Below are 19,961 nucleotides of genomic sequence, written 5' to 3' on the forward strand. Positions count from 1 at the left end.
AGGGCGGAGGTTGAGGGCCTAGATAGTGCCTTCCAACCAAGAGGAGAGAACCAATGGCCCTTGAACTTCCAGCCCTTCCCTACGCCTATGACGCGCTGGGCCCCTACATGTCGAAGGAAACCCTCGAGTTCCACCACGACAAGCATCACCAGGCCTATGTGACCAACGGCAACAACCTGCTGAAGGATTCGCCGCTCGCCTCCTCCTCGATCGAAGAGATCTGCAAGAAGGCCTTCGCCGACAAGAACGCCGGCCTCATCAACAATGTCGGCCAGCACTACAACCACATCCACTTCTGGAAGTGGATGAAGCCCAACGGCGGCGGCAAGAAGATCCCCGCCTCGCTGCAGAAGGCCATCGACAGCGATCTCGGCGGCTATGACAAGATGCGCGCCGACTTCGTGCAGGCGGGCCTCACCCAGTTCGGTTCGGGCTGGGCCTGGATCGCCGTGAAGGACGGCAAGCTTGTGATCAGCAAGACGCCGAACGGCGAAAACCCGCTGATGCACGGCGCCTCGCCGATCCTCGGCGTCGACGTGTGGGAGCACAGCTACTACATCGACTACCGCAACCTCCGTCAGAAGTACCTCGAGGCCTTCGTCGACAATCTCGTCAACTGGGACTACGTCGCCGAGATGCACGCCAAGGCGTAATTGCCGTTGGCCTACAATCTGATGTAGCATCGTCCAATCGCACCCCGGTGGTGGTAACATCCACTTCCGGGGTGCTCTCCTGAGGGTGCCTCGGGAATCTATGTTGAGCGTTTCGAATGGTACCCATCATCGACGGCCACAATGACGTGCTGCTGCGCCTCTTCGAGAAGAAAAGCGCGCGGGCGGCCCTCGACTTCATCGATGGCGACGGCATCGGCCAACTCGATCTGCCCCGCATCCGCTCCGGCGGCATGGTGGGCGGCTTCTTCGCGATCTTCTCGCCCGGCCATGACGAAGACCTTCCCGACGACGACGAGGACCTGAACCCGCCCTATGCGGGCGCCCTGTCGCAGCGCGCCGCCGAGCGTGCGGCCTTCGCCATGCTCGACATCCGCGACCAGATCTTCGCCCAGTCGGGCGGCGCCGTCATGGGCTGCACGACTGCGAAAGCCCTGCGCGACGCCATGGCCATGGGCCGGCTTGGCGTCATCACCCACATCGAAGGGGCCGAGGCGATCAAGCCCGATCTTTCGAACCTCCGCGATTATTATGCGCGCGGACTGCGCTCCATCGGGCCCGTGTGGTCGAGGCCCAATGTCTTTGGCTCCGGCGTGCCCTTCCGCTTTCCGTCTTCACCCGATGTCGGCGCCGGCCTCACGCCCGAAGGCGAGGCTCTGGTGCGCGAATGCAACCGCATGCGGATCATGGTCGACTGCTCGCACATTACCGAGCGCGGCTTCTGGGATGTGGTGCGCGTGTCGTCCGCGCCCATCGTCGCCACCCATTCCAACGCCCATGCGGTTGCCGCCTCGTCTCGAAATCTCACCGACGAGCAGCTGCGGGCGATCGGCGCCACGCGCGGCATGGTGGGGCTCAACTTCGCAACGGGCTTCCTCCGCCCCGACGGGCGCTGGAGCACCAAGACCGATCTCGAGGTGATGATCCGCCACCTCGACCACATGATGTCGGTCGCGGGCGAAGACTGCGTGGGCCTCGGCAGCGATTTCGACGGGGCGCGCATCCCCGAAGCGATCCACGATGCCAGCGGCCTTCCCCATCTCGTGGAGGCCATGCACCGAGCGGGCTACGGCACGGCGCTCACCGCCAAGATCACCCACGGCAACTGGCTGCGGGTGCTCGAGGAAACCTGGGGCGCTTGATCCCGAGACAGCGTCGGCCGTCCATGCTTTAGTGACGGACGTTCAAAAACGATCAGGTCCCATGCGCGCCGTCTACTACGAGAAATTCACCGCACTCCCCACCATCGAGACCGTGTCTGATCCCACGCCCTCGCCCACCGGCGTGGTGGTGAAGGTGGAGGCAACGGGCCTCTGCCGCTCCGACTGGCATGGCTGGATGGGGCATGACCCCGACATCAAGCTGCCACACGTGCCGGGCCACGAACTTGCGGGCACCATCCATGCGGTGGGCCGCGATGTGAAGACCCTGAAGCTGGGCGACCGGGTGACGGTGCCCTTCGTTTCCGGCTGCGGCCACTGCCCGCAATGCGCCGCTGGCCAGCAGCAGATCTGCGACAACCAAGTCCAGCCCGGCTTCACCTGCTGGGGCTCCTTCGCCGAATACGTGGCGCTGGAATTCGCCGACCTCAACGTGGTGAAGCTGCCGGACGCCATGAGCTTCGACACGGCCGCCGCACTGGGCTGCCGCTTCGTCACCTCCTTCAGCGCGGTGATCGACAAGGGCCGCTGCCAGCCCGGTGAGTGGGTGGCCGTGCATGGCTGCGGTGGCGTCGGGCTCTCCGCCATCATGATCGCCTCTGCGATAGGGGCGCAGGTAATCGCGGTCGATCTCACCGACGAGAAGCTGGCGCTGGCCAAGGCGCTGGGGGCGACAGCGACGGTCAACGCCTCCGGTGGCGTCAAGGTGGCGAATGCCATCCGCGACCTGACGGGCGGTGGTGCGCACCTCTCCATCGATGCACTCGGCCATTCAGTGACGGCCATGAATTCTGTGCGCTCGCTGCGGAAGCGCGGACGTCACGTGCAGGTGGGCCTGATGCTGGCCGAACACGCCCGGGCGCCCCTTCCCATGGACCGGATCATCGCCTTCGAACTCGAGATCAAGGGCAGCCACGGCATGCAGGCGCACCGCTACCCGGAAATGCTGCGGATGATCGCGCAAGGCATCCTGCAGCCGGAAAAGCTGGTGGCGAAGACCATTCCGCTCGATGCCGCCCCTGCAGCCCTTGCCGCCATGGACCGCTTCGAGGGCACCGGAATCACCATCATCCGGCCGTGAGGGAGGTCATTTCCCTCCTGTTTCCAAGTCCATGTTCGTCCGCTAAACCAAGGGCATGACGGTTGCGCCGCGCCCCACCATTTTCCTTCTGCCGCAGGCGGGGTGGAAGGAACATGTGCGCCTGCCCAAGCTCAAGATCGGCCCCATCGTGGCGAAGCTCGATACCGGCGCGCGCTCGGCCGCCCTCCATGCCGACGAGATCACGGTAAGCGGCAGGCGGGTCACCTTCGTCATCATCACCAACGGCCGCCGCCACACCTACCGGGCCCCGCTTGCGGGCCAGAAGCGGGTGAAAAGCTCCAACGGGATCAGTGAAATGCGCGCCGTCATTCGCGCGACACTCGAAATCGGCAAGGCCGTTTTCAAAGCCGAGATAACCCTCACCGACCGCAGCGACATGGACGTTCCCATGCTGCTCGGCCGCAACACGCTCAAGGGCCGCTTCCTGGTGAACCCGGCCCGCACATTCCTGCTCGAACGGAAGACCAGAACGGCCTGAACCATGAAGATCGCCCTGCTCACCCGCAACCCCAAGCTCTACTCGCACCAGCGCATCATCCGCGCGGCCCAGGAGCGCGGCCACGAGATCGTGCCCATCGACTACCTGCGCTGCTACATGAACATTTCCTCACGCAAGCCCGAACTCCGCTACATGGGCGAGAAGCTCTCGGGCTTCGATGCGGTGATCCCGCGCATTGCCGCCTCGCACACTTTCTACGGCCTCGCGGTGCTGCGCCAGTTCGAGATGATGGGCGTCTATCCCCTGAACGAGTCAGTGGCGATCGGCCGGAGTCGCGACAAGCTGCGCTCGCTGCAACTGCTGGCCCGTGACGGCGTGGGCCTGCCTGTGACCGCCTTTGCCAATTCGACCGGCAGCACCGACGATATCCTGCAGATGGTGGGTGGTGCGCCCGTGGTCATCAAGCTGCTCGAAGGCACGCAAGGGATCGGTGTCGTTCTGGGTGAAACCCACAAGGCGGCGAAGTCGGTGATCGAGGCCTTCCACGGCGCCCAGATCAACATCCTCGTGCAGGAATTCATCAAGGAGGCGGAAGGTCACGACATCCGCGCCTTCGTGGTGGGGCGGCGCATCGTCGCCACCATGGAGCGCTCCGGACCAGAAGGCGAGTTCCGCTCGAACCTGCACCGGGGCGGCTCGGCCAGCGTGGCGGAGCTTTCGGCCGCAGAGAAAACTGCGGCGCTGAAGGCGTGCCAGTCCATGGGCCTGAACGTTGCGGGCGTGGACATGCTGCGCTCGAAGCGCGGGCCGGTGGTGATGGAGGTGAACTCCTCGCCCGGTCTTGAAGGGATCGAGGGCGCCACAGGCAAGGATGTGGCAAAGGACATCATTGTGTTTCTCGAAAAGAACGCCAAACCAAACAGGACGAAGACGCGCGGGAAAGGCTGACCTCCCTGCGTAGAAACCGGCTGGGGAGCCGGATGAGGGGCTGAGATGACGGGGTTTGAATTCGGCGGCAGGGTCGTGGCCGCAGGCACGCGCGAGACGATCCATCTCGATGTGTCGACGCTGGCCAATGCGACACCCATGAACCTGCCCGTGCATGTGGTGCACGGCGGTGATGGCCCGGTGCTGTTCCTTTCGGGCGCGGTCCACGGCGACGAGATCCAGGGGATCGAGGTGGTGCGGCGGGTGCTGGCCCATGACGCCCTGAAGACGATCCGGGGCACGCTGCTGGCGATCCCCATCGTCAATGCCTTCGGCTTCCTCAATCACTCCCGCTACATGCCCGACCGGCGTGACCTCAACCGCTCCTTCCCCGGCTCGGACCAGGGCTCGCTCACCAGCCTGCTCGCCGACCTGTTCTTCCGCGAGGTGGTGAAGCGGGCGCAGTATGGCATCGACCTCCACACCGCCGCCCTGCACCGCACCAATCTGCCGCAGATCCGCATTGCGCCGGGCGACAGCGATCTCATGAAGCTGGCCGAAGCCTTTGCCCCGCCAGTGATCATGACCTCGAAGCTGCGCGAGGGCTCGCTCCGGCAATCGGCGAAGAACGCCGGCGTGAAGGTGATCCTCTACGAAGGCGGTGAAGCGCTGCGCTTCGAGGAGCCGGCAATCGAGGCGGGCGTGAAGGGCACGCTCAGGGTGATGAAGCACATCGGCATGATCGAGAATGCCCCGGCCGTGCCCGCTCACGCCAACACCATTCACTCCACCTCGAGCACGTGGACGCGGGCCCCCGAGGGCGGCATCCTGCATTCGGTGCGCCACGTGGGCGACCGGGTGGGACGGCGCGAACCCATCGGCATCATCACCGACCCCCTCGGCAACACGCGGGTTCCGGTCTTCGCCGAGGATGACGGCATCATCATCGGGCGCACCAACCTGCCCATCGTCAATCGTGGCGATGCGCTGTTCCACGTGGCGCGGATCAAGACCACGGCGCGCGTCGACGCCATGCCGGACGAAGACGAAATCATCTAGACCGCGGCGGCGGCCCTCGCCCGACGTTCCGTGCGGGTTTGCTGCGCGTCCACGAAGATCACGGCGACGCCGGCAAGGATGATGAGCGCCATGCCGCCGATCGCCAGCGTGTTTGGCATCTCGCCGAAGAGGACGACGCTGGAGAGCACGGCCCAGATGGTGAGGGCATACATGAAGGGCGCCACGGTGCGGACCGGCGCCGAGGTGAAGGCGATGTAGAGCCCGACATGGCCGCCCACCATCAATGCACCTGCGAGCACGAGGAGCAGCCCTTGCGTGAGCGTGGGCATGACGGGTGTTTCGGTCGTGATCATGCCGATCTCGCCTGCCAGCGTGAGCATGGCGAGAACCGCAAGGGCCGCAATGGGTGCCGGTGTGCCCTTCGGCACCTTGCGGGTGATCAGGTCACGGATTGCAGCAGAGATGGCAACGACGAAGCCCAGAAGTGCATAGGGTGAAAAGGCGGTCGATCCCGGTTGCGCCACCAGCAGCGCGCCGCTGACGCCGACGCTGATGAGCAGCAGGCGCAGGGCCCCCACCCTTTCGCCGAAGAAGAAACTGGCGCCGAGGAAGACGAGCAGCGGTGCGGTCTGGCAGATGGCGGTCACGTCACCGATCGGAAGGCGCATGATGGCAAAGGTGAAGGTGAGGTTGGCGCCCACCTCGCAGACTCCGCGGGCCAGCGCCCAGGGGTTGATCATGCGGGGCAGTTCGCGGCCATGGCCCATGACGACCACGACGACGAGGCAGAAGACCATGGCGGCGATGGCGCGCAGCATCACCACTTCAAAGGGCGGAATCTCGGAGAGAACGAACTTGGAGGCGCTGTCACTGGCGATGAAGCTGCCCATGGCGAGAACCATGAAGACGATGCCTTTGATGCGTGACTGAGGGATCATTCCTGCCGCCGGTGAGGCCATATCCCTAGCTGCGCCGTGCGGGAGTGACAAGGCGCGTGGAGCGCAGGCTACCTCCGCTCACGCGGCATGTCAGGTTCCGATGCCATGTGCCTGCATGGCCTCGCGAATTTCATCGAGGATCACGGGGTCGTCGATGGTGGCCGGGGTCTTGAAGACCTCCCTGTCGGCGATCTTGCGCATGGTGGCGCGGAGGATCTTGCCGGAGCGGGTCTTGGGCAGGCGCTTGATGGTGATCACCGTCTTGAGCGCCGCTACCGCACCGATCTGGTCGCGCACCAGCTTGACGCATTCCTTCTCGACCTGGGCCGGGGTCTTGCTCACGCCCGCTTTCAGCACCACGAGGCCAAGCGGCAACTGCCCCTTCACCTCGTCGGCGATGCCGAGCACGGCGCATTCGGCGACGCTGGGGTGGGAGGCCAGCACCTCTTCCATGCCGCCCGTCGACAGGCGGTGGCCGGCGACGTTGATGATGTCGTCGGTGCGCGCCATGATGTAGAGGTAACCGTCGGCGTCGATGTAGCCTGCATCTGCCGTCTCGTAATAGCCGGGGAAGTGGCTGAGGTAGCTCTTGCGGAAGCGCTCGTCGGCATTCCACAGGGTGGGCAGGCAGGAGGGCGGCAGCGGCAGCTTCACGCAGATGGCGCCGAGCTGGCCCGCCGGAACCTCGTGGCCGCCTTCATCCAGCACATGGATTTCATAGCCCGGCATGGCCACGGTGGGCGAGCCGTACTTCACCGGCAGGCGGCCAAGGCCCACCGGATTGGCGGCGATGGCCCAGCCCGTTTCCGTCTGCCACCAGTGATCGATGACCGGAACCTTGAGATGGTTCTCCGCCCACTTCACGGTGTCCGGATCGGCGCGCTCGCCGGCAAGGAACAGCGTGCGGAAGTGCGAGAGATCGTACTTGCCGATGTGGCTCCCTTCCGGGTCTTCCTTCTTGATGGCGCGGAAGGCGGTGGGAGCGGTGAAAAGGGCTGCCACCTTGTACTCGCTGATGACGCGCCAGAAGGTGCCGGCATCGGGCGTGCCAACGGGCTTGCCTTCGAAGACAAGCGTGGTGGCGCCCATGAGCAGTGGTGCATAGCAGATGTAGGAATGGCCCACGACCCAGCCCACGTCGGAGGCGGACCAGAAGACCTCGCCCGGCTTGATGTCGTAGATGTTCTCCATCGACCAGCGGAGCGCCACCATGTGCCCGCCGTTGTCGCGGACGACGCCCTTGGGCTGGCCAGTCGTTCCGGAGGTATAGAGGATGTAGAGCGGATCGGTGGCCTTCACCGTCACGCACTCGGCGCGGCGTTTCTGGTTGTCGACGAACGCGGCCCAATCCACGTCGTTGGGGCCGAGATCGGCATCCACTTCCGGGCGCTGGAACAGCACGACCTTGCTCGGCTTGTGCTCCGACTGCGCGATGGCGTCATCGACCAGCGGCTTGTAGGCGATGATGCGTCCGGGCTCAATGCCGCAGGAGGCGGTGAGGATGACCTTCGGCTTGGCATCGTTGATGCGGGTGGAGAGCTCATGCGGCGCGAAGCCGCCGAAGACAACCGAGTGCACCGCCCCGATGCGGGCGCAGGCGAGCATGCCGAAGAGGGCCTGCGGGATCATCGGCATATAGAGGATGACGCGGTCGCCCTTCCCTACGCCCAGGTCCTGCAGGCAGGCGCCGAGGCGGGCCACTTCATCGAGCACCTGATCGTAGGTGTAGCGCGCCTTCGTGCCGGTCATCGCGCTGTCGAAGAGGATGGCGGTGCGGGCACCGTGCCCCGCCTTCACATGGCGGTCGACGGCGTTCCAGCAGGTGTTGCACTCGGCGCCCACGAACCAGCGGTCGAGATTGTCCACCCTGTCATAGACCTTGTCCCAAGGATTCACCCACTCCACGTCCTTCGCCGCCTCCGCCCAGAAGCCGGTGCGGTCGTTCTTCCAGCGGTCGTAGGTGGCGGCGTAGCGGCTCATGGCAATTCTTCCCGGGTCTTCGCGTTGATCGTCCGAGGCCCCTTTTCGCGCGCAACGCCGCCCCCGCGCGAGGCCAACTTTGGTCTGAGGATATTAACGGGATTTAAGAGTTTTTGCAGGCATTTTGCGCCCCGTATGGGAGTGGCGGCATGAGCACTGTGTCTGACCTTGTGACTGGCGTTGCCGCCCCGCGGGCGGAGTTCGCGCCGTTGCTGCGCCGTGGCTTCTCGGCCCATGCCCTGCTGCTCTCGGTCGCGCTCGGCTATGTGCTTGTTCTCTCGGCCTTCGGCCTCTCCGGCGTGGAGGCGCTCATCGGCCTCGTCACCTTCTCGGTGCCGGTTGCGCTGCTCTCGCTCGTGCTCTTCCTATTCGGTTCGATGGTGGTGATCGACCGCCCCGACCGCCCGGCCAGGGTGCTGTGGCGGCGCTTCAAGGGCGTGCTCTCTTCGCCCGAGCGCATGGCCCGCGGACTGCCGCTCTTCACCGCGCTGATCATCTTCATGTACGGCTTCACGGTGTTCAAGGCGAACATCACGACCTTCATTCCCTTCGCCTGGGACGAGACCCTCGACCGCTGGGACATGGCGTTGCACTTCGGCTACCGCCCGCATGAACTGCTGCAACCCATCCTCGGCTTCCCGCTCGTCACGTGGCTGCTCAACGTGAACTACAACATGTGGTTCTTCGTGATGAACATGTTCTGGGTCTACTACGCCTTCCTCGCCACGCCCGGTGTGGAGCGCACCCGCTTCTTCCTCTCCTTCATGCTGACGTGGATCCTGGGCGGCACGCTGCTTGCCATCCTCATGTCGTCGGCGGGCCCCTGCTACCTCACGCGGCTTGGCGTTTCGCCCGATCCTTACGCGCCGCTCATGACCTATCTCAACCACGTCCACGATCTCTATCCGCTGTGGGCCATCGACACCCAGAACATGCTGTGGGATTTCCGCAGCGAGGGTTCGGTCTTCGGCGGCGTGTCGGCCATGCCCAGCATGCACAATGCCACCGCGCTCCTCTTCGTGCTCGCGGTGTGGAACAAGGGCCGCATCCTGCGGGGTGTAATGATCGCCCATGCGCTGCTGGTGCTCATCGCCTCGGTGCACCTCGGCTGGCACTACGCCGTCGACGGCTACATCGCCTGGCCCATCGCCTTCGGCCTGTGGATGCTTTCCGGCCGCATTGCCCGCTGGTGGGAGTCCCGCCCGCAGGTGTCACAGTTCAATGCCGAGGTTGCCCATGTCTGAGGTTACGCTCTCCACGCCAGCCGCAACGCCGGACCGCGCCCGGCTCCTCTGGCTCAGCCTGCGCCAGCAGTGGATCTTCTTCGTCATTCCCCTGCTCTACGTTGCGACCACGACCTGGTTTTTGCGTGACGTGCCGGAAGCGAAGGTGGCGTCTGTGCGCGCCCTCGTCATGGGCATGATCACGTTGACGATCCCGGCGGGCCTCGTCGCCGTCTTCCTCTTCCGCCTCGGTCAATATGTGCTGGTGCTGAAGCCCGAGAGCCCCTCGCGCCAGATGATCGCCGATGTGACGGGACTGTTCCGCAAGCCCGCTGCCTTCATCGTCGGCCTGCCGCTCCTTGCCGCCATGGTGATCTTCAACAAGGGCATGCTCGAGCTGAAGCCGATGATCCCCTACGTGAACCCCTTCGCATGGGACACGACCATGGCCACCCTCGACCGCAGCCTGCATGGCGGCTTCGATCCGTGGGTGCTGCTGCAACCCATCCTTGGCCACGACTACGTGACCTTCGCCATCAGCGTATTCTATAACTGCTGGTTCCTCGCCCTCTTCGGCTGCTTCATGTGGTTCGGCTTCGCCACCCGCACCTCGGTGAATCGCACCCAGTTCTTCCTCGCCTACATGCTGACCTGGTGGATCGGCGGCGGGATTCTGGCGGTCGCCTTCTCCTCGGCAGGCCCCGTCTACTACGGCGGCATCGGCCTCTCGCCCGATCCCTTCGCGCCGCTGATGAGCTATCTCCACGACGTCAACACACGCATTCCCATCCTCTCGCTCGATACCCAGCAGCTGCTGTGGGACGGCTACACGGGCAAGACCGCCCCCATCGGCATCTCGGCCTTCCCCTCCATGCACAATGCCTCGGCGCTTCTCTTTGCGCTCGCCACCTGGCGGCGCTGCCGGGGGCTCGGCATCGCCTTTGCCGTCTATTGCGGCATCATCCTCGTGGGCTCCGTCCACCTGGGCTGGCACTATGCGGTTGACGGCTATGCCGGGATCGCCCTTGCCGCCCTGTGCTGGTGGCTGGCCGGCTACGCCGCCCGCTGGCACCATGCCCGTGCCGAGGCCCAGAAACTGGACGAAGGTCTGGCCTCGCTTTAATCGAAAGGCTTGCTAAAAGGGGCGTCCTCAACGGGTGCCCTCGCATGTCTTCCTACGATCACGACCTCGACAAGAACGCCGCCAATTTCCAGCCGCTGACGCCGCTCTCCTTCCTGGAGCGCTCGGCCGCCGTCTATCCCGACCGCCTCGCCATCATCCATGGCAATGCCCGCGTCACCTACCGGGAGTTCTATGCCCGCTGCCGCAAGCTGGGTTCGGCGCTCGCAAAGCACGGCATCGGCAAGGGCGATACCGTGTCGGTGCTGCTCGCCAACACGCCCGCCATGCTGGAATGCCACTACGGCGTGCCCATGACAAAGGGCGTGCTCAACACCCTCAATACGCGCCTCGATGCGGCGACCATCGCCTTCTCCCTCGACCATGCCGAGGCCAAGGTCTTCATCGTCGACAAGGAATTCTCGAAGCTCGGCGCCGAAGCACTCGCCCTGTGCAAGGTGAAGCCGCTGATCATCGACTATGTCGATCCCGAATACGAGGTGGACGGCAGCCGCGTGGGCACGGAGGACTATGAGCGCTTCCTGCAATCGGGCGACGCCAATTACGCCTGGCACTGGCCCGATGACGAATGGGACGCGATCTCGCTCAACTACACTTCCGGCACGACCGGCAATCCCAAGGGCGTTGTGTATCATCACCGCGGTGCCGCCCTCCTCGCACAAGGGAACGTGCTGACGGCAACGATGCCGAAGCATGCCGTCTATCTCTGGACCTTGCCCATGTTCCACTGCAACGGTTGGTGCTTCCCGTGGTCGCTCTCGGTGATCGGCGGCACCCACGTGACGCTGCGCTGGGTGCGCTCCAAGCTGATCTGGGCCGCACTGGACGATCACAAGGTGACGCATCTCTGCGGCGCGCCCATCGTCATGTCGACGATCCTCAACGCGCCCGCCGAAGACAAGCGCGCGCTCTCGCAGAAAGTGGAGTTCTTCACCGCTGCCGCACCGCCGCCCGAAGCGGTTCTCGCGGCCATGGCCGATGCCGGCTTCAACGTCACGCATCTCTATGGCCTCACCGAAACCTATGGCCCCGCCGTGGTCAATGACTGGAAGGCGGAGTGGGATGAACTCGCCGGCCCGCAGCGCGCCGCCAAGAAGGCCCGCCAGGGCGTGCGCTATCATGCGCTCGAAGACCTCACCGTCATGGACCCGGAGACGATGCAGCGTGTGCCCGCCGATGGCGAGACCATGGGCGAAGTGATGTTCCGCGGCAACGTGGTGATGAAGGGCTATCTCAAGAACCCGAAGGCCACCAACGAAGCCTTCAAGGGCGGCTGGTTCCACTCCGGCGACCTCGGCGTGCTGCATGCGGACGGCTACATCCAGCTCAAGGACCGCTCCAAGGACATCATCATCTCGGGTGGCGAGAACATCTCGTCGATCGAGGTGGAGGATGCGCTCTACAAGCACCCTGCCGTGCAGGCCGCGGGCGTGGTGGCGAAGCCTGACCAGAAGTGGGGCGAGACGCCCTGCGCCTTCGTGGAACTGAAGCCCGGCAAGACGGCAACCGCCGAGGAAATCATCGCCTGGTGCCGCAATCACCTCGCCCACTACAAGGTGCCGCACTACGTGGTCTTCACCGAAATCCCCAAGACCAGCACGGGCAAGATCCAGAAGTTCAAGCTCCGCGAACTGGCGAAGGGCTGATGGCGCTGGTGCTCAAGGCCGTCACCTATGTGGTGCGGGACTATGATGAAGCGATTGCGTGGTTCACGGACAAGCTCGGCTTCCGTCTGATGGAAGACGTATCGATGGGCGAGGGCAAACGCTGGGTGCGTGTTGCGGCTTCTGACGATGGCGCAGGCCTCATCCTCGCCAAGGCGCAAGGCCCCGAACAAGTCGCAGCCATCGGCAAGGCTGCGGGCGGGCGCGTCGCCTTCTTCCTGCACTGTGACGACTTCACTGCCACGGCAGCGCGGATGAAGGCGGCGGGCATCGTCTTCCGCGAGGAGCCGCGCCATGAGCCCTATGGCACCGTCGCCGTCTTCGAAGACCTCTACGGAAACGGCTGGGACCTGATCGAGCCGCGCGAACCCGCTTAACTCAGCGCCCGGCGGCGCGGATCTCCGCAATCCCCTGGCGCGCCAGTTCGTCGGCGCGTTCGTTGTCGGGATTGCCGTCGTGGCCCTTCACCCAGTGCCAGGAAATCTGGTGACGCTTGATCGCCTCATCGAGCGCCTGCCACAGCTCCACGTTCTTCACGGGCTTCTTGTCGGCGGTCTTCCAGCCGTTCTTCTTCCAGCCATGAATCCACTTGGTGATGCCGTCCTTCACGTATTGGGAATCGACATGCATGGCGACCGCGCAGGGCCGCGTGAGCGCATTCAATGCCTCGATCGCCGCCTTCAGTTCCATGCGGTTGTTGGTGGTGTTGGCCTCGCCGCCGAAGAGTTCCTTGCGGGTGCCATTGTAATCGAGAATGGCGCCCCAGCCGCCCGGCCCCGGATTTCCGGAACAGGCGCCATCAGTGTGGATGACGACGGTGTTGGCGCTCATGCGGCGGGCTGGTTTTCGCGCAGTTCACGCGGCAGCTTGAAGGAGACGTTCTCCTCGCGCAGCGTCACCTTCTCGACGGTCACATCGTAGTGTTCGCGGAAGGCATCGACGATCTCGTTGACCAGAACTTCCGGCGCAGAAGCGCCTGCCGTGAGGCCGAGAGTCTTGAGGTTCTTCAGGTCATCCCAGTTCAGTTCGCTCGCCCGCTGCACCAGAAGCGCGCGGGGGCAGCCGTTCTTCTGGCCCACTTCGACAAGGCGCTTGGAATTCGACGAATTGGGCGCGCCCACAACAAGCAGCATGTCGAGCTGGTTGGCGATGGACTTCACCGCTTCCTGCCGGTTGGTGGTGGCGTAGCAGATATCTTCCTTCACCGGCCCGCGAATGTCCGGGAAGCGGCGGCGCAGCACCTCGATCACACCCGCCGTATCATCGACCGAGAGCGTGGTCTGGGTGATGTAGGCGAGCTTGGAAGCATCGCGCACCTGAAGGACTTCCGCATCTTCCGGCGTCTCGATCAGCGTAACCGCACCTTGCGGCAATTGCCCCATGGTGCCGATCACCTCGGGGTGGCCGGCGTGCCCGATGAGGATGATCTCGCAGCCCTCGTCGAAATGACGCTGGGCCTCGAGGTGCACCTTGGTGACGAGCGGACAGGTGGCATCGAGCTGGAACATCTTGCGGCGCTGGGCCTCGGCCGGAATAGCCTTCGGCACGCCATGGGCCGAGAACACCACGGGGTGATCGCCTGCCGGGATCTCATCCAGTTCCTTGACGAAGATGGCGCCCTTGGCCTTCAGGCCGTCGACCACGAACTTGTTGTGGACGATCTCGTGGCGGACATAGACCGGTGCGCCATAGACCTCGAGGGCGCGCTCCACGATGTCGATGGCCCGCACCACGCCGGCGCAGAAGCCGCGCGGGGCCGCGAGCAGGATCTTGAGGGCGGGCTTCGGCATGGGTCAGGTCTCCGGGGCCAGATGTGGCGGGGGTGCGGGGGGATGTCAAGCTTGCCCGATGGCGTCACAGGCCTGTCGCATCCGGCATGGACGAAAGCCCCCGACATCGCGCAGATTGCATCCCGGGAGAGACACATGAAAATCACAAGGCTTGAGACTTTCTGCAATGAATTCGTGGGCTTCGTCCGCGCCACCTCGGAAACGGGCGCCACCGGCTGGGGCCAGGTCTCGACCTACAATGCCGACATCACCTGCGAGATCTTTCACCGCCAGGTGGCCCGCCATGCGCTGGGCACCAATGCCCTCGACTTTGCCGACACGCTGAACCTGATTGGCGAGCGCGAACACAAGTATCCGGGCTCGTACCTCCGCCGCGCCATGACCGGCCTCGACACCGCCCTCCTCGACCTGCGCGGCAAGCTGGAGGGAAAGCCTGTCACCGCCCTTCTCGGCGGCACGCCGGGCAAGCTCCGCTGCTATGCCTCCTCGATGAAGCGCGACATCACGCCGGAAGACGAGGCGAAGCGCTTCCTGAAACTCCGCGATGCGCATGGCTTCGATGCCTTCAAGTGGCGCGTGGGGGCGGAGTGCGGGCGCGACAAGGACGAATGGCCGGGCCGCACCGAGGCGGTTGTCCCGGTTGTTTCCAAGGCCCTGGGCGACGGCGTGGACAAGCTCGTCGACGGCAACTCATGCTACTCGCCGAAGCGGGCCATCGAAGTGGGCCGCCTGCTCGAGCAGAACGGCATCGGCCATTTCGAGGAGCCCTGCCCCTATTGGGAGTTCGAGCAGACCAAGCAGGTGACGGATGCGCTCTCGATCGACGTCACGGGCGGCGAACAGGATTGCGAGTTCACCGCCTGGAAGACGATGATCGCCATGCGCGCCGTGGACATCATCCAGCCCGACGTCATGTACATGGGCGGCATGCTGCGCAGCATGGAAGTGGCGCGGATGGGGGCGGCAGCGGGCCTGCCTTGCACGCCGCACGCGGCCAACCTCTCGCTCGTGACACTCTGCACCATGCATCTTCTGCGGGCGATTCCGAATGCGGGGAAGTATCTCGAATTCTCCATCGAAGAGGCGGACTACTATCCCTGGCAGTACGGCCTCTTCCGCAATGATCCGTACGTGGTGAAGGACGGGCACGTCACCGTGACGGACGCTCCCGGCTGGGGCGTGGAGATCAGCCCGGCCTGGCTCGACAAGGCGAAGCATCAGGCGAGCAGTTTGTAGGGCTTCGCAGCCTTCAGATTTCGCCGTCATGGCCCACGCAATACCTTGCGCCGTAACATGTTACGCGCTATATGTCAGACCATGGCACGGTCCCGCTCCACACCCGCATCCCGCTCGCGCAAGACGCCCTCACCGGCATCGAAGCGCATGGCGGAATATCGCGCGCGGTTGCGGGCGGCCGGTCTCAAGCCGGTGCAATTGTGGCTGCCGGACACCAAGGATCCGAAGTTCCTTGCCGCCTGCCGCAACCAGTCGCGGCGGCTTGCGGTCTCCGACCCCGCCGGCGACGAACTGATGGGCTTTATCGAGGCGGCTGAAGACTGGCCGAAGGCCTGAGCGCCCATGGGCTTTCGCCGTGGCGACATCGTGATTGCTTCCTCGCCCGGCGACTACGGCAAACCCAGCCCCTGCTTGGTCATTCAGTCGGATGCGTTTTCGGATGTGCCATCGGTCACAGTCTGTCCGTTTACGAGCGACTTGCGGGACGACGTTCCATTGCTTCGCCAGACTGTCCAGCCCACAAAGGGCAACGGCCTGCAGCAACCATCGCAGATCGCCATCGACAAGGTCACCACCCTCTCGCTTACACGGATCGGAAAGCGCGTAGGCAAGCTCGCAGAGGTCGAGATGATGCAGGTCACCCGCGCGCTCGCCGTTTTCCTCGGGATTGCCTAGCGCAACGGACGATCACATCGGTACGATGTGAGAGAGAAAAGTTGCGCGAGATATTTGTTTTAACGCATCTTTCGCTTCGCAAGTGGATGCCACTTGCTCGCACGATGCGTCAGCGCGCTGCGAAGGGATCGAGCCGCGCGTGGCGGTTCACGTCCTTGTACAGGAGATAGCGGAAGCGGCCCGGGCCGCCCGCGTAGCAGGCCTGCGGGCAGAAGGCGCGGAGCCACATGAAGTCGCCTGCCTCCACTTCCACCCAGTCGCCGTTCAGCTTGTAGACGGCCTTGCCTTCCAGCACGTAGAGGCCGTGCTCCATCACGTGGGTTTCGAGGAAGGGGATGATGCCGCCCGGCTCGAAATTCACGATTGTGACATGCATATCGTGACGCATGTCGGCGGGATCGACGAAGCGGGTCGTGGACCACACGCCGTTGCAATCCGGCATGACCGACGGCGCCACATCCTGCTCGTTGATGACGAAGGCCTCGGGCAACGGAATGCCCGGCACCGCCTCGTAGCGCTTGCGGATCCAGTGGAAGCGGGCGGGCTCGACGCCCTCGTTCCGCACCGCCCATTTGGCGCCGGGCGGAAGATAGGCATAGGCGCCGGGCTTCATCACATGCACCTTCTCCCCGATCATGAGGGTGTAGGTGCCTTCCACGGTGAAGAGCACGCCTTCGGCACGGGGGTCCGGCTCCGGCGTCTTGCTGCCGCCGCCGTGGGTCACTTCCATGATGTATTGCGAGAAGGTTTCGGCAAAGCCCGACATGGGCCGCGCGATGATCCAGGCGCGCGTCTTGTCCCAGCCCGGCAGGTAGCTGGTGACGATGTCGCGCATCACCCCCTTGGGGATCACGGCATAGGCGGTGGTGAAAATGGCCCGCCCGGTGAGAAGGTCGGTCTGCGGCGGCTGCCCGCCATGGGGCGCGAAATAGCGAGGTGTCTTGCTCATGCCGCCAAGGCTAATGATCTGCCGCGTGATTTGCAAACGCCTGCAGCTTCCAGTCGCGCGGCAGCCAGACCTCTTCGGTGTTTTCGCCGGGGCCCTTCCGGTCGACGATGAGGAAATGGCTTTCGGGATCGAAGACGAGCAGCGGATGATGCCAGACCTTGCGGGCATAGTTCACGCCCTGTCTCCCTGTTGCGGCGAAGAGCCGGTAGGTCGAAGGATCGAGCGGGTCATCGCAGACGAGCACCAGCCACGGCCGGTCCTGCATGGGGATGAAGGCCTGGGTGCCGAGCGGATGCCGTTCCATGAGTTCGACGGCGATGGGGTGCGGCCGCGGATTGGCGGTGAAGAGGCTCACATTCACCGCGCCCTCGCCCGTTGCCACATCCACATGGCAGAGGTCGTTGAAGCGCTGCGCGAAGCCCTGGTTGATGGTGCGGGGCGACACCCGCGAGGTTTCCAGCACGTCGCCATAGGGGCGGAAGGCCTCCGGCGTGAGCGGCTCCGGCGCGAGCCTGATGTGGCGCTCAGTCATTCCAGCGCCCCGACATCCAGCCCGGATTGATGGTGCGGCCCGCGGACGAGCCGATGCCGGAGATCGCCGTCATTTCATCGGGCGACAGTTCGAACGCGAAGATGTTGAGGTTCGAGGCGGCGTGGTCGCGCTTCGAGGTCTTGGGGATGGCCACCACGCCCTGCTGCACGATCCAGCGCAGCACGATCTCGGAGGGCGGGCGCTTGTGCTTCTCGGCAATCGCCTTGATCACCCCGTTCTGGAAGGTGCGGCCGCGCGCCACCGGACTGTAGGCGACAAGCGGCAGGGAGAGCGCATCGGCGGCCTTCTTCAGCTCGCGCTGATCGAGGAGCGGATGGTACTCCACCTGATTGCAGGCGATCTCCGGCAGGCGCTTCGCCGCCTGGCGCAGCATGCGCGGCGTGAAGTTTGAAACGCCGATGCGGGCCGTGCGGCCGGCCACCTGCTCCGCCTTCAACAAGTCGAGCGTGGCATCAATCTCCGCATCGGGCGGCGGCCAGTGGATGAGCAACAGATCGACAGGCCCGCCCAGATCATCGATGGAGCGCTTCACGGAATCCGAGAAGCGGGCCTTGCCGTTGTTGGAGGGGTCGACCTTGGTGGTGACGAAGATCTCGCCGCGCGGCACGCCGCAGCTCTTGAGGGCCGCGCCCACCTCGCGTTCGTTGCCATACATCTGGGCGGTGTCGATGTGGCGGTAACCAAGTCCCACTGTCATCTTGACGATGTCGGTGCAATCCTGCCCGGACAGGGGATAGGTGCCGAGTCCCAGGGCGGGAATGCCGTTGAAGGCCGGAACCGGTCGTGTTTCCATCGCTCTTTCCCTCGCTCGCAACGGGCACTATTGCACGTGCAACCTAGGCGTCAACGCCGTTCATGTGACCGTTCACGTCAGAAAAGACGTGGGGTTGAGGCCGCCGGGCAAAGCAGCGATAAGGTGAGTCATGGAAAACTCCCCCACCCAGCCGCCCCGGATGAACGGTGCGGAAAGCCTCGTCCACACGCTCATCGGCAACGGCCTGAAGGTCTGCTTCGCCAACCCCGGCACCAGCGAAATGCATTTCGTGGCCGCACTCGACCGCATCCCCGGCCTGCGCTGCATTCCGGGCCAGCAGGAAAACGTGGTGACCGGCATGGCCGACGGCTATGGCCGCGTGGCGCGCGAACCCTCGGTGACGCTGCTCCACTGCGGGCCGGGCCTCGCCAACGGGCTCGCCAATCTTCACAATGCCAGGAAGGCGCGTTCGCCCGTTCTCAACATCGTGGGCGACCAGGCGACCTATCACGCCCAGTATGAACCGCCTCTCGCCATGGATACCGTGAAGGTGGCGGAGACCGTCTCGCACTGGGTGCGCACCGCCCGCGACACGGCCCAACTTGGCGCCGACGCGGCGGAAGCTGTGCAGGCTGCGCGCAAGGCGCCGGGCCAGATCGCCACGCTCATCGTGCCCTCGGATATTTCGTGGAATGAGGGCGGTGTGGTTGCGCCCCGCCTCCCTGCCCTTGCCGTCCGGCCCTTCGACGTGGCCAAGCTGCGCGCCGCTGCGACGATCCTGAAAGAGAAGTCGAACGTGCTGCTGCTGCTGGGTGACGAGGCGCTGACCCATGCGGCGCAACAGCATGCCGCTCGCATCCAGGCCAAGACCGGCTGCCGGGTGATGGCGGAGTCGATCAACGGCCTGCAGGCGCGCGGCACGGGCCGCCTGCCGCTCGAACGCGTGCCCTATCCTGCCGCCATGGCGATCGACCGCCTGAAGGACGTGGAGCACATCATCTGCGTGGGCTCGCGGCCTCCTGTCGGCTTCTTCGCCTATCCCGGCGTGCCCAGCCATCACGCGCCCGAGACAGCAAGCGTCACCGTGCTGGCCCAGCCGGGTCAGGACCTTGTGGAAGCCCTCGATGCGCTGGCCCAGGATATCGGTGCGCCGCGCACCACCGTGTTCGATACCGGGCGGCGGCCCGAAGTACCCCATGGCGCGCCGTCGTCGGAAGGTTTCGGCGCGCTCCTCGGTGCGGTCATTCCCGATGATGCCATCGTCGTCGACGAGGCAATCACCTTCGGCACCTTCATGTTCCCGGGCTCTTATGCGGCCCGCCCGCACGACTGGATGATGGTGACGGGTGGCGCCATCGGCTACGGCATGCCGGCGGCAACGGGTGCTGCGGTTGCCGGCAAGGGCCGCCGCGTTCTCAACATCCAGGCCGACGGTTCGGCCATGTACACGATCCAATCGCTGTGGACGCAGGCGCGCGAACGCCTGCCCGTGACCACCGTGATCATCAACAACCGCAAGTACCAGATCCTAATCGGCGAGTATTATGCCGTGGGCGCCAACCCCGGCCCCACCGCCATGAACATGCTCGACCTTGGCAACCCCGACATGGACTTCGTGAAGATGGCGCGCGGCTTCGGCGTGGAGGCGGCGCGCGCCACGACGCTTGAGGATTGCGCCCGGCTGATGCAGCATTCCTACAAGCAACCGGGGCCCTTCCTGATTGAACTGATGGTGTGAG

Annotated in this window: 21 protein-coding genes; 14 read left to right on the forward strand and 7 right to left on the reverse strand. The window is 64.7% G+C overall.

Translation table 11 applies throughout. The features are described 5' to 3' along the window. The first annotated feature begins 53 nt into the window (after window positions 1-53). From QM801_RS11625 to QM801_RS11650, 6 genes are all read left to right on the forward strand, one after another. On the forward strand, window positions 54-653 hold the full coding sequence (locus tag QM801_RS11625; protein ID WP_415019371.1) for a superoxide dismutase: 600 nt from the start codon (window positions 54-56) through the stop codon (window positions 651-653). 116 nt (window positions 654-769) lie between these two features. Next, complete coding sequence (locus tag QM801_RS11630) at window positions 770-1,813, forward strand: dipeptidase (RefSeq protein WP_415019372.1); 1,044 nt, start codon at window positions 770-772, stop codon at window positions 1,811-1,813. 61 nt (window positions 1,814-1,874) lie between these two features. Then, complete coding sequence (locus tag QM801_RS11635; protein ID WP_415019373.1) at window positions 1,875-2,912, forward strand: zinc-dependent alcohol dehydrogenase family protein; 1,038 nt, start codon at window positions 1,875-1,877, stop codon at window positions 2,910-2,912. 55 nt (window positions 2,913-2,967) lie between these two features. Next, window positions 2,968-3,411 (forward strand): ATP-dependent zinc protease, encoded by a 444-nt coding sequence (locus QM801_RS11640; RefSeq protein ID WP_415019374.1) that lies wholly within the window; start codon window positions 2,968-2,970, stop codon window positions 3,409-3,411. 3 nt (window positions 3,412-3,414) lie between these two features. Beyond that, a complete protein-coding gene (gene rimK, locus QM801_RS11645) occupies window positions 3,415-4,320 on the forward strand; it encodes a 30S ribosomal protein S6--L-glutamate ligase (protein ID WP_415019375.1) in 906 nt (301 codons plus the stop codon). Window positions 4,321-4,365: 45 nt separating this feature from the next. Then, window positions 4,366-5,358: a succinylglutamate desuccinylase/aspartoacylase family protein gene (locus tag QM801_RS11650; RefSeq protein WP_415019376.1), complete on the forward strand. Its 993-nt coding sequence runs from the start codon at window positions 4,366-4,368 to the stop codon at window positions 5,356-5,358. On the opposite strand, the gene QM801_RS11655 is transcribed toward QM801_RS11650, so the two are convergent. Continuing rightward, a complete protein-coding gene (locus tag QM801_RS11655) occupies window positions 5,355-6,257 on the reverse strand; it encodes a DMT family transporter (protein ID WP_415019377.1) in 903 nt (300 codons plus the stop codon). The two genes, QM801_RS11650 and QM801_RS11655, sit on opposite strands and share 4 nt — an antisense overlap. A 90-nt stretch (window positions 6,258-6,347) precedes the next feature. Next, on the reverse strand, window positions 6,348-8,237 hold the full coding sequence (locus tag QM801_RS11660; protein ID WP_415019378.1) for a propionyl-CoA synthetase: 1,890 nt from the start codon (window positions 8,235-8,237) through the stop codon (window positions 6,348-6,350). Window positions 8,238-8,386: 149 nt separating this feature from the next. On the opposite strand from QM801_RS11660, the gene QM801_RS11665 reads away from it, so the two are divergent. From QM801_RS11665 to QM801_RS11680, 4 genes are read left to right on the forward strand one after another with little or no spacing between them, the layout of a single operon-like run. Beyond that, a complete protein-coding gene (locus QM801_RS11665; RefSeq protein ID WP_415019379.1) occupies window positions 8,387-9,481 on the forward strand; it encodes a phosphatase PAP2 family protein in 1,095 nt (364 codons plus the stop codon). Beyond that, window positions 9,474-10,583: a phosphatase PAP2 family protein gene (locus QM801_RS11670; RefSeq protein ID WP_415019380.1), complete on the forward strand. Its 1,110-nt coding sequence runs from the start codon at window positions 9,474-9,476 to the stop codon at window positions 10,581-10,583. Before QM801_RS11665 ends, QM801_RS11670 begins: the two co-directional genes overlap by 8 nt. A gap of 44 nt (window positions 10,584-10,627) precedes the next feature. Beyond that, window positions 10,628-12,247, forward strand: coding sequence for an acyl-CoA synthetase (locus QM801_RS11675; protein ID WP_415019381.1), 1,620 nt, complete (start codon window positions 10,628-10,630; stop codon window positions 12,245-12,247). Beyond that, on the forward strand, window positions 12,247-12,642 hold the full coding sequence (locus QM801_RS11680; RefSeq protein ID WP_415019382.1) for a VOC family protein: 396 nt from the start codon (window positions 12,247-12,249) through the stop codon (window positions 12,640-12,642). Before QM801_RS11675 ends, QM801_RS11680 begins: the two co-directional genes overlap by 1 nt. Before the next feature lies 1 nt (window position 12,643). Here the strand turns inward: QM801_RS11680 and rnhA are convergent, their stop codons facing one another. Then, window positions 12,644-13,096, reverse strand: coding sequence for a ribonuclease HI (gene rnhA / locus QM801_RS11685; RefSeq protein ID WP_415019383.1), 453 nt, complete (start codon window positions 13,094-13,096; stop codon window positions 12,644-12,646). Continuing rightward, window positions 13,093-14,055, reverse strand: a complete 963-nt coding sequence (gene ispH, locus QM801_RS11690; RefSeq protein WP_415019384.1) for a 4-hydroxy-3-methylbut-2-enyl diphosphate reductase — start codon at window positions 14,053-14,055, stop codon at window positions 13,093-13,095. Before ispH ends, rnhA begins: the two co-directional genes overlap by 4 nt. 135 nt (window positions 14,056-14,190) lie before the next feature. Here ispH and QM801_RS11695 point away from each other — a divergent pair, with 135 nt between their 5' ends. The 3 genes from QM801_RS11695 to QM801_RS11705 all read left to right on the forward strand — a co-directional run bounded on the left by QM801_RS11695 (window position 14,191) and on the right by QM801_RS11705 (window position 15,966). Further along, a complete protein-coding gene (locus QM801_RS11695) occupies window positions 14,191-15,291 on the forward strand; it encodes a mandelate racemase/muconate lactonizing enzyme family protein (RefSeq protein WP_415019385.1) in 1,101 nt (366 codons plus the stop codon). Between the two features lie 81 nt (window positions 15,292-15,372). Continuing rightward, window positions 15,373-15,627, forward strand: coding sequence for an antitoxin MazE family protein (locus tag QM801_RS11700; protein WP_415019386.1), 255 nt, complete (start codon window positions 15,373-15,375; stop codon window positions 15,625-15,627). Window positions 15,628-15,633: 6 nt separating this feature from the next. Continuing rightward, window positions 15,634-15,966 (forward strand): type II toxin-antitoxin system PemK/MazF family toxin, encoded by a 333-nt coding sequence (locus QM801_RS11705; protein ID WP_415019387.1) that lies wholly within the window; start codon window positions 15,634-15,636, stop codon window positions 15,964-15,966. Window positions 15,967-16,075: 109 nt separating this feature from the next. Here the strand turns inward: QM801_RS11705 and QM801_RS11710 are convergent, their stop codons facing one another. The 3 genes from QM801_RS11710 to QM801_RS11720 are packed head-to-tail and all read right to left on the reverse strand — an operon-like array spanning window position 16,076 to window position 18,261. Beyond that, window positions 16,076-16,915, reverse strand: a complete 840-nt coding sequence (locus tag QM801_RS11710) for a bifunctional allantoicase/(S)-ureidoglycine aminohydrolase (RefSeq protein ID WP_415019388.1) — start codon at window positions 16,913-16,915, stop codon at window positions 16,076-16,078. A 10-nt stretch (window positions 16,916-16,925) separates the two neighbouring features. Next, window positions 16,926-17,447 carry an ureidoglycolate lyase gene (locus QM801_RS11715; protein ID WP_415019389.1) on the reverse strand — a complete coding sequence of 174 codons (522 nt, stop codon included), beginning with the start codon at window positions 17,445-17,447 and terminating at the stop codon, window positions 16,926-16,928. Then, complete coding sequence (locus QM801_RS11720) at window positions 17,440-18,261, reverse strand: aldo/keto reductase (RefSeq protein WP_415019390.1); 822 nt, start codon at window positions 18,259-18,261, stop codon at window positions 17,440-17,442. Before QM801_RS11720 ends, QM801_RS11715 begins: the two co-directional genes overlap by 8 nt. A gap of 130 nt (window positions 18,262-18,391) precedes the next feature. Between QM801_RS11720 and QM801_RS11725 the strand changes: the two genes are divergently transcribed. After that, complete coding sequence (locus QM801_RS11725) at window positions 18,392-19,960, forward strand: acetolactate synthase large subunit (RefSeq protein WP_415019391.1); 1,569 nt, start codon at window positions 18,392-18,394, stop codon at window positions 19,958-19,960. Window position 19,961 lies beyond the last annotated feature (1 nt).

Source organism: Aestuariivirga sp. (assembly GCF_047600585.1).
Lineage (GTDB): Bacteria > Pseudomonadota > Alphaproteobacteria > Rhizobiales > Aestuariivirgaceae > Aestuariivirga.